A 15,588-nucleotide genomic window follows, 5' to 3' on the forward strand; every position below is an offset into this window, starting at 1 on the left:
CTATTTACATTTGATAATCGCTTTCGCATTACCAATAATTTCATCTAATTATTACACTCTTATTTCTAATAGCTATTATTGATCGCTTACTATGATTTAAAAGCTTACCACCATATTATTATCATAGGTATACTTATCAATTTCATTTTTAATTTGATAATACCAATACGGGAATATTTGCTGCAATCTTTCTTCAATTAAAGTCGTTACAGTTCCTTCATACTTTTTCACTCCAAAAAGATGGCTAAAACCAATGTTTTTGGCATTCTTAGCTTGCTCATACATGTTTTTCCCTTCGAGCAAAAGACTCGGATTTACCTGTAAATAATTTAACAGACAGGCCAATGTATATTGCTCTACTACAATACATGGTTCATACCCATTTTGCTTAAAAGCACTATAATTTCGTTTATATAGCTTATAAAGCTCTTCTACTTGATTATAACTCTCGATAAATTTGTCTTTCAACTCCAAGTTTTTAAACCCTATTACTCCACAACTATAGGATGTGCCTAAATCGTTGTTCCAAAATCCTAGATGCGCCATGTATCTATTAAAAAACGCCAACTGAGGTTTATAGTGCCTTTTGTAACTGAACTCTTGTCGTTCAATAATAATTTCGTTAAAATTAAAATCGATATTATTACTTAAAAACACATCCGTATCGAGATGCACAAAAGCAGTATCTTGTTGTTCTATAGCCTTCATTTTTACTTTCATCCATAAATCAGTATCCGATTCATGGGAAATTAAGGTTACTTTACAGGGTAGCATGTATAAAAACTTATAGGCCGTTTCATCAACAAATAACTCAATCTCTGAATACCACATATGACTTTGTAGCACGCTTAAGCTTGTCATGTAAATAGTTTCTTTTAACTTATTACCCATATGCCACCTATTGTTAATCAACGGGTAAGTATCAAGGCTATATATTATTTTGGGTTGTTTTTCCATTTGTTAAAGATTAAATTCGACTATCTAGTTAAAGCGCATCTCAAAGGGCTTCTTTCCTTTTTTGTAAATACATTATAACACACTGCATTGTACAATGAAGCTTTAATGCTATGTTTATACAATCGCTTCCATTCATACTTTTCTTTCTGCATCCTAGATGTTTGTTTTCCAATTTCCTGATTGTGAAAATTCTTCATTTCATTAAAACTAGTATGATGAACTTTTTCACCTAGTAAATAAGATTGATCAATATCTAATCGTTTTAAGTCTCTTTGAAAGAAATCGAAATGAACACATTTACCTCCAAAAGGAACTTCAATGACAAGTACCTCATTGTTTAAACTATTGTAAAATCTATTTTGATACTTTTTATAATCATAGTTTTTAAGAAAATGAGCGATGTCTTCTTCATTTTCATATGCTAAATCAATATCATTAATTACCAAATGATAGTGCTCTCTTAGATTTATGTAATCGGCTATTCCTCCTATAAAAACAACTTTAGACATGTCCATTTGATCAAAAACATTTCTTAAAACCTGCTTCTGTTCTTTGAATATTAATTCGTTATCAAGCTCTTCGTATGTTTCTTTCATTTCAGTTATCAGTTATCAGTTATCAGTTATCAGTTATCAGTTATCAGTTATCAGTTATCAGTTATCAGTTATCAGTTATCAGTTTATAAAATGTTGTTTTTCAAAAGGAGTTTCCGTTATTCATCTTTATTTATTAATTACTTTTTAACTTTATTCTGGCTTTCAATCTCAAATTTTCAAATCAACATATTGGAACATTGCTATACTGTTACCCCAAAGTGATTTACATTAGATGTCTCGATACTATTTCCCCTCCTTTTCAATTCGAAAAATCACTCGACATGACAAATTCCTTTTAATTACAAATTATTAATTTTTGAATTTTCAATTAGGAGTGATCCATTATCAGATCTTTTAATTAACTCATTGATATACTTCTATATTAATTCATTTATACATTAAGGTATCACCATTCAACTTGAATCATAGTTGTTAACCAGGGTAGTTTTACCATAGACATATTCCAATTGATTTTATTCAATAATATATCCTGTGGTTTCCTTTCTATTTTTAAGGAAACAGTTCTCTTCCCCAAAGTTAACTTTCCATTTCTGTTAAAGAACTCGTGCCTTAATAAATCATTGGAAGCATTGTTCATTTTTTCCCAATTCGATAATACTGCTTGAAGCATATTATCCGCTTCTTTTTTATCTTCTTCTGATAAATAGACGAATCTATTAATAGGCTGATTTGGAGGAATACCACAAATAATTTTTTCAAAAATCATATTACTTTCCAAATCCTGTTCTTTCCCAGTAGCTACAAAATGTATAAGATGGATTGCCTTTTCGGGATTTGTTATTTTTTTTGTTTTTTCATCATAAAGCTTTGTGTTTAACAGTACGTATTTTAAGAATGGGTGCGCAAGTATCACTCCTGCATTTTCAACATAAGTATCAGTTTTTAACCCTAAATCTAATATTGAAGATTGATGACTTTTAGAACTCAAGATTTCTTTTTCTAATTGAAGAATTTCTTCTTTTATTATTCCTATTTCATTATCCTTAAAAACCTCTTGTACTTCATTCTTTTTAAACTCCTGTTCTTCTCTCGACTGTTTCTTTTTTCTTTGAGTTTTTATTTCGGAATGAATAAAGTCTTCCGTTAATTCAGATTCTACCTCATTTGTTTCATTTCTCCTTTGATTTTCTCGGTTAATCAACCTTTCAGAAACCTTGTTTTTTGGTGTATCTATTGATAAAAGATTGCTTTTCTTTTGATGTCTCTCTGGAAACAACTTCATTATATGTTGCTCAGAAAACTCATACGTCTCGGTATCAATTTCATTTTTTTCCAAAAACTCAATGATACTTTTTTTAATTTCTACATTAAGCTCATTTACCAGAGCGATTAATTTTGACAAAATAGTTGCATACTCTTCGGCTTCTTCTTTACCAAGTTTTTCATTCGAAATTATTGCTGCATCAATTGCATTGATGATCTTTTCTATTTTAAATAATAAATCGTCTTGAGTTTTATTCTCTCTAACTTCTTTTGATATATTGTAAGAAAAATACACTGCGCATTCATCTAACAACAACGTATCTAAAGTCTTCAATACTTCTAAAATAGGTTCATTTTTAGACATTGATAATTGCTCCTTGAATTTGCTTATAAATGTCATATAAGCTTTCAATTCAGTTACAATCCTTATGATTTGACTCTCTTGATTTTCCTTAAGGTTTAGCTTGATAGCCTCTTGCTCATTACCTCTTTTTCCTTCCGATTTGGATTTCCTTAATTCGCTTTCAACTAGATTACTTTGCTCAGTAACGGTATCTTTTTTCTTATCTACAAATTTATCTCGAGAGGTTAACCTCGCCATTTTGCCTTCCTCTTGTGCTATATCTAATTTACTTTCTATCGCTATGAATTCCTTTTGCAAAACTTTAATTTCTTGAGAAATTTGAAATAACATTTCAATTGGTTGTTTATTCTTTAAAACTTTATCAACCAGATATCGCTGAAGCTTATTTTTTCTTGAATTAATCTTCTCTCGTATTTCGCGAAACTCCAAACTTTCAGTATGTGATACGTCTGATAATAACTTAGATTCATTTCGATCCTTTAATAACACCGACCTATCTAAGTTTTTATTCATAAAATTATAGAGGAATAACCTCATTTTTTTCTCGAAACTAATTGAATCTCTTGCTCTGACTTGCTCAGAGAATAAAATGTCCCAAACTAAAAAACGTTGCTTCAGATCAGTGTTTTTCTCAATAATATCAATGTATATTTTTTCAACTTTCTCAGGAGTTATTAAAGAGTTTATACTTTTTTCACTGCTATTAATTAAGTTCAATATGGTTTTCAAAAGAAACTTATTACTAAACTGTTTTATGAAACGCTCTCTTACCTCCTTCTTTTGCAAATACTCTGGCTTTACAAATTCTATAAGCTCTCTACTTTCGAAATTGGTAGTTCTATCCAGTTTCCACCATGGAGAGGCTCCACTAATTAAAAACTCTTTAAAGAAGTCCTCTTTATTTCTATTAGAACTTATTAAAACTGACTCTTCCAAACCACTGCTTTCCAATAAATCATGCTCAACAGCCCTCTGAATTTTCTTTTCGACTTTTGTAACAACATCAAACTCTACTCCTCTGAAATTGCTTAATTGATCAACAGAAACATCAATTTCTACATGAGGGATCCTAACTTTATACCCTTCATTTTTTGAAGAAATTTCTGTTAGTTTAGTGTCTAATAATGGTAAAATTTTATCCTTCAGATAATCTAAGAATGAATCTTTGAACTGATTTCCAATAGTTAAAGAGTTGGTATCTACCTCAACAAAAACTTTATGAATGATATGTGAATTATCTATCCCCAAAATCTAAACTAGTTAAAGTTTTATCTATTGAATTCGTAATTAGAGTCTGCTCTGAACACTCTTCTTTTACCGTTATTAAAAATGGTTTTAAAGTATTAACCCTATCAATATCAAAACCATTCTGCAAAGTGGCTCCTAAAAAGTCTTGCAACCCTTGCTCCAATACAATGATATTTTCAAAGTTAACATCACCTCGTTTGGAAGCACAACACCATAATAAATAAAACAATCGTACATATGCTTTACCCAGGAAACTTAAAGCAAGCTTATCTTCTTCTGTTTCGATTCTTTCGATAACCCTTATTAATCTTTGAAAAATGTTTTCGTCAATTCCACCAAATAAGTGAACAAAATTCAATGGCTCATTCGGGTCTAAATCTACGATATCTCTTAGGTCTCTAACATCTGTTAAAGTCAATAAAAACCCACTCCATAAACTGTCTATACTACTTTCTAATTTCCCTTGAAGAGTTGACGTTAAAGATTCATATTCGCTGCCTTTTTCATCAATATAATTATTAATTTCCGCTAAGCACTTATCTCTTTTTATCGTCTTTTCTAATTTTTCACTGACTCCGCAAATCTCCGTTACTGTTTGTAATGAAACTACAATTTCTTCTTCTGAATTAGGAATTTCACTCAACGGAATCGTCATTCGATGTCGTGTATTTTTTTCTACTTTTTGTCCGTTAATATCCCATAAATAGGTATCTGCATTATCCGAATTATTTACAATTACCAAGTTATCACCTTCAATAGTCAAGTCAAATCTAGGTATTGGTAGATCTGAAATACTAATTATCAAATTACTTGGTATTCCATCAATAGAAATGGTGACACTTGAAGAGGTAGTTAAACTTGGGTTGAAGCCCCATCTTCCTTCAATACTTACAACTCCTTCGCCATCCAATTCAACAATAGCGTTGGGTGGTAAAATTGTAAATGGAAACACCTCGTTTCTTGTTCTACAAAATTCTTGTGGTTCAATAGACACCGTTGTATTTCTAGGTAATTCAATCAAAATTGTATCAGAAAACTCACTACGACACGAACCTGCTGTTGCCGTTACGGTAACTAAGGGGCTAATACGACCTCTTGACGCTGTATATCTATGAGAGACTCTAAATTCTGGTGTAGTTTCCGTTGGTGTTCCATCACCGAAATCCCAAGTAAATTCTGTTCCAACAATAGGCGGATTTTGCGTTATTAAAAACGTTACCAATACAGTTTCTTCAATGGGTTCTCCTAAAGTTTCAACCATAAACTGAAAATTAGGTTTAGGAGAAACTGAAACAATACAATCGGTATCAAAACCATTTACTGTAAAACTAATAGGTTCACCATGCAAATCAGAACTCACTAATTTAGGATCAAAAAAGTAGTTTCCATCTAACCTAACAACACCTCCATTAAGCCCATTATCTGTTATAGCATCTACAACTCCACCTCTTGGCTCAACATTAAACGGTAGCGGGAATGTATTATCATCAAAGCAAATATGATCCTCTGGAAGACTTAATTCTACTTCTGGAATTTCTAATAAAATATCTTCTGAGAATTCATTCGAACAACGATCTTTCTTTCCAAACAAACTAACTTTGAATCTTGCTATGTTTTCTTCTAATTTATATGTGTAAGAAACTAACATATCGGATGTTGTTAATGAATCCGATCCATCTCCAAAGTTCCAAGTATAATCAACATCTTCTTGATCATTATTCGCTATAATTCTAAAAACGACTTTAATTTCTCTATCTGATGTTGGTTCGGAAATAGTATCGACCATAAAACTGAATTCAGGACGTCGATTAACAAGAATAGCACAATCAGTTTCAAAATTATTGGCTGTAAATTTGATTGGTTTTCCATGTAATTCATGTGAAACTAGTTTCGGATCAAAAACAAATTCTCCTTGGTTTGTATATACAACTCCCCCATTTAATCCTTCTTCTACTTCTGCTTCTACATATCCTTTTTTTGGCATTACTGTAAATGGAATGGGAAGTGTATTATCATCGAAGCACAATTCCTTAACTGGTAAGCTGAGTCCTATTAAATTTTCATCACAACATAAATAAGGTATCGAAAAATCAGCTACCACTGGGGTTAACACTTCAATGGGTTTTTCAACTTCATTTCCATCAAAATCGCCAGATAATGTTAATGCTTTCGGGTAGTAATATGGATAACCATATCCATAAGGATAAGGATATTCATCATATTCACTATCAATATAAATTAAAATAAATGTTCCTCCAGGAACTACTCCTGCCTTATGTTCGTACCCATGATTCCTTTTTAAATACTGCTCAGTATATTCATGCAAAAAATCCTTGCTTTGTTCTCTTGTTCCTTTCACCTTTAAGGCTACTATATTAAAGCTCAAGTTATATTTTGCTCGAATAGCTTCTAGCTCAGTTACTACTTCCTTATAATTTTTCCCTTGATGTCCTTCAATTCTGTAAAAATCAGTATCGAAAGTAACTTCCAATGGTCTTTTCTCATTCAGTAACTGTGTATGATAACTTCGATTTTTCCCTTGCTCTTCAATGATTGTTTTTTCAATATCCCAAAGATTGATTAGATGCTGACCTACATTATTGTAAAATGGAATTGCTTTTTTACTCAACTCACCCAATTCATAGGAAGGTGTTATTCTTATATTCGTAAAATTTGAATTATAATTTAGAAGTTGCTGTAAACTTCTTTTCAATAATGAGTACAATTTTATTTGTTGTAGGTTTTGACTCTGATACAATAACTTTAAGGTAGTATCTATATCAAAAACTTGCTCACGATTTAATTCGTCTTCCACGAATTTTGGCGATTTAAAGTCCTTTAAAGTCTTCTTACATTGTTTAAATATTGGCGATTTATAAAAGTTATATCGAAATACTCCCGTTTTCTCTTCTTGAATTCCACCCAACAAAATATGCTTAGGAAATGCATTAATATCGGGTGTACAAGAAAGGTAATATTCCATACAATGCAACTCTTGCTTCAGTTCGTTGTAGGTGTCAATAATATCTTTTAAAACATCGTATCTATATTGAAAATCTGGCGGGATATTCTCGTCTTGACCAAATTGAAATAAAAATTGATAGCGCTCTTCAAATACATTATACCAAGAAGGTAAATTAAGTCCATAAAATAACTGTTGATACGCTTTTAATGTGCGACCTACGATTTCATTTCTAAAAACTCCTTTGCTAAACTCCTTTTTTAATTCTTCATAATCCGAAAAATATTCAGGCTGCATCAACACTCGATTAGCCATAAGATCAGGTAGCCCTTTTAAAACTGATGTCGACAGATTTGGCTTCTTACTAATCGTGTCATATTGCATTATTCTCTGGGCTACAGAGCTTCTTACCAGCAATACTTTCAAACGGTTACTAACTTCTAACCCTTGATTGTCACATGATAAACTAACACATAAGTCTTTCTTTTTATCATACTCTTCTAAATAGAGCAATACAACTGCGTCATGTAAAGGTACTTTCTGAATATCACTTGAATCATCTCCAATTTCATCTCCCAATAAAAACTCTAATTGCTTCGTTTCTTCCTGAAGAACTTTTGAAGAGTTTACCTCTTTTAAAGTAAAGAGTTCATAAATTTCCAATTGATCATCATTATCATAAAAGTATGGCTTGTATTTAGCATCTTTATTATCATACTTCTTAAAAAAACTGTAGGTATTATGGTTTTGTTGAATTACATTCTTATTTCCTTCTTCATTAAAAAACTTAATAATATCACCATCAGTGGTAATAGCAGTTCCTTGAGAAATATAAATATTACTTGCCTCTTCCGAAAAGCTTACTTCAAAACCACATAGCAGTCCAACTCCACTCAAAAGAATTCTGGATAGACGATCTTGATCATCAAAATAGTTTACTATTTCGTTAAGCTGTCCTTCGGTTAATACTTGATTTTGTGTAAATCGACGATAATTTGTTGTTATATCTGAAAGTTTCGTAGCCATGATTCGTGATTTTAAAGTGATCCTAAGTTTGTTTTTCCTAAAATTATATTCCCTGATAATGATTCATTATCATCATCACTACAGTCAAATAATCTTCCAGTAGGATATACGTTTGAAAGTTTGGTTAGTTTATCAATAAATGTTTTCAACTCCAATGGTGGTTGATCTTGATCAGTTTGTCCTTCCGTTGGGTCTTTCTGAATTGTTGCTTTTGAAAACAAATAATCTTTGTACGCATTTTCAAATTGCAACAAATCATTAGCCTCCTTATCTTGTAATTCATTATCTCTATACCCAATCCAACATATTTTGGGTAAAACATGAGAAGGCAATGTTTCTTTTATTATCTTTTCCATATAATTTCTGAAGTCAGTATTCATGAAGCGAAAAGTGTATCCAGGAATTATAATACTTACACGATAAGAGTAAGGGTCTGTAGGTTCACATTGATTACATTCTTCTTTACTAATAGGCAAAAACAGTTCCTTATCTATTACATCGGCATTGACATTAGGTCTTAATAACATATGCTCTACGATAAATATACCTTCCTCAGAAAATTCATTTTTCAAGAATTGAATTAACTGAATAATAGAGTCTTTTAACTCCTCTTGAGTTTCGTAATAATTAAACCTCTTCGCTATTATTCTATCAGGGTTATGATGACTTGCTATTTTCGGATTTATAATATCGTATGAATACTTCCCTGAATCTGACTGATGAATTTGAATATTATCAATAATAATCTCTTCATCAATTACTAAAGTATTTTCAAATACTTCATTTACTTTTTCTTCAGAGGTTTGAATAATTTGAGAGATCGCAAAATAAAGTTCCCTATTAGCCGATGATAAGTCGTAATATTCTTCTGTAGCCGATAGTATAATTTTATGAGCATTATCTCTTAATCTCCAACGAAATACTTTTTCATCATCAGCGTTAATAAGTGTATAGGTTTCAACATTGTGCTGCTGAGACAAACTTCTTCTATTATAATTTTTTATCCCTAAAAGTCTGGCAATTCTTTTTTGCGTTCCGCTAACATTATTGGTATCCCACAAAGCAATTGAGTCTTGCTTATAAAGATTCGCAGCGTTTCCTCTATTCATGCTGGTTACTTTATAATCACTTAAGAAATCTTCTTTATTTCTCAACACCATTTCATCAGTACTAGCACCGTAAATAGCTCTCATTATAAAGGTATATTCTGAAAATCGCTCTGCAAACCTTGATAATAAATGGTCTAATAGTATATTTCTGCGTTCAATATCATTATCTTGTTTTTCAAACAAGGTTTGGGTTAATGAAATATCACTATTAAGATCGTAATCGGTTACCAAGTCGTCGAGTCCATCAATATCTTTAACAGCTTGCGTAAAATAAGTTTGAGTTAAATTTCCTTTTACAGAAAGTAAATCACTTACTCTTTCTAAATGCTTGAAATAGCTTGCTAAAATTTGGTCGAAAAAAGTCAAATAAGCTTTTAACTGTTTTGCTTGTGCAACGCGCTCGGGAGTTGGTGTATCAATTAAACCCTCTGGTCCAATTCCATAAGTTAATGGAAACTCATTTTGAATAGAGGTATAATCGGTTAAATTGTATTTTTCTCCATCGGGCAATGAAAAGGTTTTGTTTTCGCTAGCGTTTACTCTTTTTTCTTCTTCTTCGTCTTTTAACTCTTGTAAATACTCTACTACTTTGGCTTTGTTTATACTCAGTGGTAATACGCCTTTGTTATAATTGAAAACACTTTTATCGCATAACATTGGTTTCTGATGATCTTCCATACATAATAACCAATCATCTAACATTGCGGCTTCTTGAGCGCAATCGCCCATGGCAATTTCTTTGATATGCTTTACCCCAGGAATAGCCATTATTAACTTGATAATATCAGACAATCGAACTTCATCTGTTAAATCTGCCTTCATCAACTCTTTGCTCTCAATAAACCCGTTATCCAATATTGGGCCGTCAAATATTTCAGTTGATCCATATCCTTTATCAAGCATTTCTTGAATGGAATAAAAGTTTACCGATGGTGAAAAATACCCATCAATAGCATTTAAAATAAGAGCATGTATCTTTTCCTCATCAGCTGTTGTTTCTACTTCTATATCCGCGCAAATTTTTATCGGATACTGATTAATTGGCTTTATAGACACTAAATCTTCACACAAGTTTCTATTTGCATGAAACCTTGTTTTTATCTCCTCGTTTATATCATCCACAATATCCTCTGTACCTTCCTCATAATCTACATAGACATCGTACAGACCTTTTAACCAAAAGTCATCTTTTAAATTGTTGGTTAAATGACTAGTGTCTGATGAATTATAGGTAAGTTTTCCTTCTTTTAAATCGGCAAATACTTGTTTTTTATGGACCGTTAACCAGCAGTTTTTAACTCCTTGAATGTCGATAAACAATTTTCTGTAATCGCTTTCAGTAACAGGGCTTGTTGGTAAGACTTCCGAAGCTTTAAAAAATTGTTCATGAAAATCACCCGAATTGTTAGATGATAGTACATCTTCAATGGGTAAATTAATTCTCATTCCCAAATCGGTAATAGCATACGATAATACTTCGAGGATGGTAATTCCTGGATCGTGTGAATTAAAGTCAGTCCATAATTTACCACCAAGTTTCTCAATATACTCTATGCCTTTATTTCTCAGAAAGTAATAATCTAAGTCGTCTTTAGTGCTGACATTTTTAGGAATACTTATATGTTGATTTAGTATAGACATTGTTCTGCTTCTTGAATGTTAATTTGATTACATGTAGGAACATTCGTTGATATCGAATGAGTTTTCGAAGACACTAAAATGTGTTTAGGACTTGAAGGAGAAAGTTTCTTTTCAAAAGTTAGGCTTTCAAAAACAGTGGTATTTCCTTCTGCTAATTTGATATCATCTTCAGCAGAAATCTTCGCTAACTCCAAAGACACTAAATAATCAACATAAGGTAACTTTTCCACATAGTCAATAACACTACTATTATTTAATTCAATGCCAAATTCAATACTTTCCGATTCATTAAACGCCCATGGAGATAACAACTTGGTTATATCTTCCTGTAATTTATCCTTGTAAAAATTTTCATCAAACTGTGGATAAAACTTCACTTTTACTTCAACGTGAACTCTTTCGTATTGAGCGTTATCAACAAAGGCTTCCACTTGTTTTCCGTTTAAAGTATTTACATATTTTTCTATTTCATTAAGAGTCGTTTGGCTTAATCTTGGTTCGTAAATATCAAATACGTTTCTATTAATAATATCTGGAATAACAATAACCAAAACATTCCCTGGTGACATGAACGAAGTTTTCGATGTATGATTTAAACACTTTACTCGAAACACTTCTGGAAACTCTTCCAATATTAAATGTTCATAATCCCAAAGATTGATTGCTCTATTTTTATGACGGAGTCTTTCACTTACACGTTGATAGTATTTTAAATCGGTTTCTTCTGGTTTCCCTCCAAAAGAATTAAAAGGTTGTTGAACTCCTTTTACTTGAGGAATCCTTGTAACAAGTTTTGAAATAGTTTCAGCCGTTAGTCCTTTTTCTAAATGAGAAAGCTCATTTTTATTGTTAGAAAAAGTAGCTATAGTTGCTTGAGCATACACTCCAAACACCTTACAAACAGCATCGTAACTTTTATGCATTTTGGCGCGTAACCAAATATAATCTTCAGAAAATTTGGTGTTTTTTGCTGTTGCTTGTTCTGGAATTTTTATTTGCACAATTCCTGATTTTAGAAAATTATCCACCTCATTTACAAGTATCTCATCTTCTAATTTTTTCCAATAGTTACGGCACAAAACCGACCAAGAAATCCCTTGTTTGCCCACAAAAGTATCTACATTCGGGTTTTCACTTCCTTCTAAAACTTGTATCAACAACGATACTTGTTGTAGTGCTTCAACATCTTTTAATCCGATATACAATTCCCCTCCATGACAATAGTCAGGTACCAAATAACAAGAAACATCTTGACCAATAATTGAAGATTTTCTTGCTTCCTCTTTCAAAAAACTATGTTCTTCATAAACCCCAAATACATCGTTATGATGTAATTGAATTCTGCTAGTTTCATAAGACGCTGGTTCTACAACCTCTAAACTCACTTCTTCTTGGGCCGCATATGACATTTTAATGCTCTCAATTAAAGGTGTATATGGTTGATTAGGTATTGGTGCCTGATCGTTTTGAGAGGTAAAAGCCAATGTATACAACATTGGATATAATGAATGTAAGAAGGATTGATTTAATGTTAGTTTAAGCTGAGAAGTCTCATCGATTTCTGATTCGGTGTTTTTAAAAGATGTATTTAGCTGAAAAACACCATTGTTCTTTTGAAATAAGATAATACCGCTGTCTTTCGTTTTCCAATCTTCTTTATAATATAAGCTTGAAGTTGCTTTAAAATCTTTATCTGAATTAATGATCAAATCCGACTCATTTACCACTAATTTTTTTGCAGTATCATTTATAGCATCTGTAATACCATCCGTAGGTTGATTTGCCTCCTTCAATGGCTCTTCTTCAATCAAAAGAGCGTCTACATAATTCGTTTTACTAATTTTACTTAAAAATGACTTTTTGTAAGCATTGTAATGACTTACAAAATTGGTTGGCGTATTCATCCAGTTCGCTGAAATAGCAATATCACTCCATTTTTTAGTAAAAACTTCTGGATATTTGATATGAAAAGCCCCTCCTCGAATCGGTTGACTTGTAAAAGGCATGAAAGGCTTAGCTGGATTCAAAACGCCAAAATCACTCTCCATTTGTATATCTTTTACCTCGAAAGCAGCTACATTAATTTTGATTTTTCCAATCGCTTTTTTTACAATTCGTCTAAAAAAATCATGTCCTTCTTTAGCATTCGTTTTCAATAAAAAACGGACTACAGGAAACTCCGTACTCAAGTTATTCTTTAAACGTTCATTGTTATAATTTTCAATAGCAGGTAAATCTTTATCTACCGAAAACACCAATTGTAACTGATTTGAACTCATAAATGTTGACCTTAATCCTTGAGTTCCCTTTACATGAAGTGCTATTCCTGTTTTTGACAACTTTACTTCTTGCCATGATTTTTGAGTGCTATAAGAAACTTGTATCCATTCTAATAATTTGGTAGAAGTAATTCCTTCAATATTAATTGAGTCATTAAAGTCTATTGTAATACATACGTTTCTCGTTCCTTCCTTCATTGCTAAAACAGGAGAAGCAATACTAAACCCAAGTTCCACATCTGGAAGGTTGTCATAATTTTTTTCTGAGGAATTGTATCCAAAAGGAAACCAAAATGGTGAGTTTTCAGGTAATTCTTTCCCTAGACCGTCAAAAGAATTTGTTATTTCACTGTATTTAAATTCCCCGTTATATATATCGTTAAATGTGCTTTTTAAACTACCAACAGTCGCTTTATTAACTACAAAGTTATTATCTACTTCATAAATTAATTTACCTCCATTAACATCTTTTTTTGCATCTAATTGAGCGTTTTCTGGAATTTCCTCTTCTAATGCTTTTTTTGCTAATTCAAATACTACATGAACTTGATCTTCTCGGACTGGTAATTTTTCTATTTTTAAAATATCCTTATAGAAGAAAGAAAGATGTCTTTGCGTTAAAGAGTTAAATCTATCTTTTGAATATTCTAGTAGTTTTAAGAAACAAACAAACAATGTTAAATGAGGCGTTAGCTCACCGTTATTATCAAACTCTTTGAGCATCTCTTTAACAGACTCTTTTAACTTTGAATACTCCTTTGTGGTTCTATTTGGAATGTCTTTTTTAGTACTATTTGTTACATTAAAAAAAGATTGCCAATTTCCTTCATGATTTTCTGCATTGGTTGGTGAAAAATAATTCACTTGCTGCGCAAAATGAAAAGCAAAAAGCAACCAATCTTCAATCGTAAAATCATGCAACTCCACGTTATCAGGATTCAATGATGCTTGAAAACGATCATTTTGATTGGTCCCGTTTCTTTTAAAAATGACATTATCTATATGACAACATGTATTACACATCAGTTTGGTTTGTTTGGTTAAATATTAGTTCCTTCTTCTTTATAGAATGGGAATACATAATTGGTTCTTGAGTTGGTTGCTCTCACTATATAATCAATCGAAATAATCAACTTCCCTTCCAGGGTATCGGTTTCAGAAATATCAATTTTTAATACATCAATTCTTGGTTCATGATATAAAATGGCTGTTCTAATCAAATCCGTTACATAGGTGATTAACGTTCTATTTAGTTTTTCAAAAAGTAATTCCTCAAGATTACATCCATATTCAGGTAACATCACACGTTCACCTAATTGCGTGGTTAGTAAAATTTGAAGGCTCTTTTGAATATCTTCTTCATTGGAAGTCATAATCACTTCATTCCTACCTTTACTAAACTCAGGTGGAAATCCCCAACCTGTTCCTAAGAATGCTTTTTTACTTTCCATTTTTTCTAATTATTGATTTTGAGTATTGAATTTTAAGTTGTAATTAGAGATACCCCTATTAAAAACCTAACACTTAACACTCAACATTCATCACTTAACATTACCTTTTTATCAATTATGAATGCTTAATTACGAATGTTCAATTATGAATTGGTACACTTTTACACTTATGCATTAGTACATTTTATATAAACTCTGTCTCGATATAATTTTTAGTCCTTCCAGTCATAAAAATCACTCGACATGACAAATTCCTTTTAATTTTGAGTTGTCATTTGAAATACTACTTGTCAATAACTTAACTCTCAAAATTCATCACTTAGCCTTTTTACATTGTTACATTGATCCACTTCTACATTAACTCATTGATAAATCATCCAATTAATACTGTTGGCTCTCCAGCTACGATAGTTCCTCCATGAGCTGTTGAATCACCCATTCGGGCCGCTGGCATTCCTCCTATCAATACAGTTCCTGAACCTGCAACTATACTGTCTGGAGGTCCTGTACATACCGCCATATCACCCATCCTAGCCGCTGGCATTCCTCCGATTAAAACTGTTGGTTCTCCCGCTGGTAGTATTGGACCACCTACATGTGGAACGGGTCCTGTTGACATTGGACATACGTGCATATCGTTTACTCTTGCTGCTGGATTCCCCATTTTTTCAATTACGAATTGTTAATTATGAATTACGAATGCTCAATTATGAATTGATACATTTTTACAT

At 31.9% G+C, this 15,588-nt stretch carries 8 protein-coding genes; all 8 read right to left on the minus strand.

Annotation, left to right across the window (positions count from 1 at the left end):
* Nucleotides 1–96: 96 nt before the first annotated feature.
* Nucleotides 97–957, minus strand: a complete 861-nt coding sequence (locus tag BLW23_RS11645) for a DUF6734 family protein (protein ID WP_093670020.1) — start codon at nucleotides 955–957, stop codon at nucleotides 97–99.
* 20 nt (nucleotides 958–977) lie between these two features.
* Nucleotides 978–1,553, minus strand: coding sequence for a hypothetical protein (locus BLW23_RS11650; RefSeq protein ID WP_255362785.1), 576 nt, complete (start codon nucleotides 1,551–1,553; stop codon nucleotides 978–980).
* A gap of 406 nt (nucleotides 1,554–1,959) precedes the next feature.
* Nucleotides 1,960–4,389 carry a contractile injection system tape measure protein gene (locus BLW23_RS11655; protein WP_093670024.1) on the minus strand — a complete coding sequence of 810 codons (2,430 nt, stop codon included), beginning with the start codon at nucleotides 4,387–4,389 and terminating at the stop codon, nucleotides 1,960–1,962.
* Complete coding sequence (locus BLW23_RS11660; protein WP_093670026.1) at nucleotides 4,376–8,377, minus strand: PKD domain-containing protein; 4,002 nt, start codon at nucleotides 8,375–8,377, stop codon at nucleotides 4,376–4,378. The genes BLW23_RS11655 and BLW23_RS11660 overlap by 14 nt, the downstream gene beginning before the upstream one ends.
* Before the next feature lie 11 nt (nucleotides 8,378–8,388).
* Nucleotides 8,389–11,127, minus strand: a complete 2,739-nt coding sequence (locus tag BLW23_RS11665; RefSeq protein WP_093670028.1) for a hypothetical protein — start codon at nucleotides 11,125–11,127, stop codon at nucleotides 8,389–8,391.
* Nucleotides 11,115–14,429, minus strand: coding sequence for a baseplate J/gp47 family protein (locus BLW23_RS11670; protein ID WP_093670030.1), 3,315 nt, complete (start codon nucleotides 14,427–14,429; stop codon nucleotides 11,115–11,117). The genes BLW23_RS11665 and BLW23_RS11670 overlap by 13 nt, the downstream gene beginning before the upstream one ends.
* Before the next feature lie 17 nt (nucleotides 14,430–14,446).
* Nucleotides 14,447–14,857 (minus strand): GPW/gp25 family protein, encoded by a 411-nt coding sequence (locus BLW23_RS11675; protein WP_093670032.1) that lies wholly within the window; start codon nucleotides 14,855–14,857, stop codon nucleotides 14,447–14,449.
* A 373-nt stretch (nucleotides 14,858–15,230) separates the two neighbouring features.
* Entirely contained in the window at nucleotides 15,231–15,521 is a 291-nt protein-coding gene (locus BLW23_RS11680) for a PAAR domain-containing protein (protein ID WP_093670034.1), read from the minus strand.
* Between the last annotated feature and the right edge of the window lie 67 nt (nucleotides 15,522–15,588).

The organism is Tenacibaculum sp. MAR_2009_124, assembly GCF_900105455.1.
Lineage (GTDB): Bacteria > Bacteroidota > Bacteroidia > Flavobacteriales > Flavobacteriaceae > Polaribacter.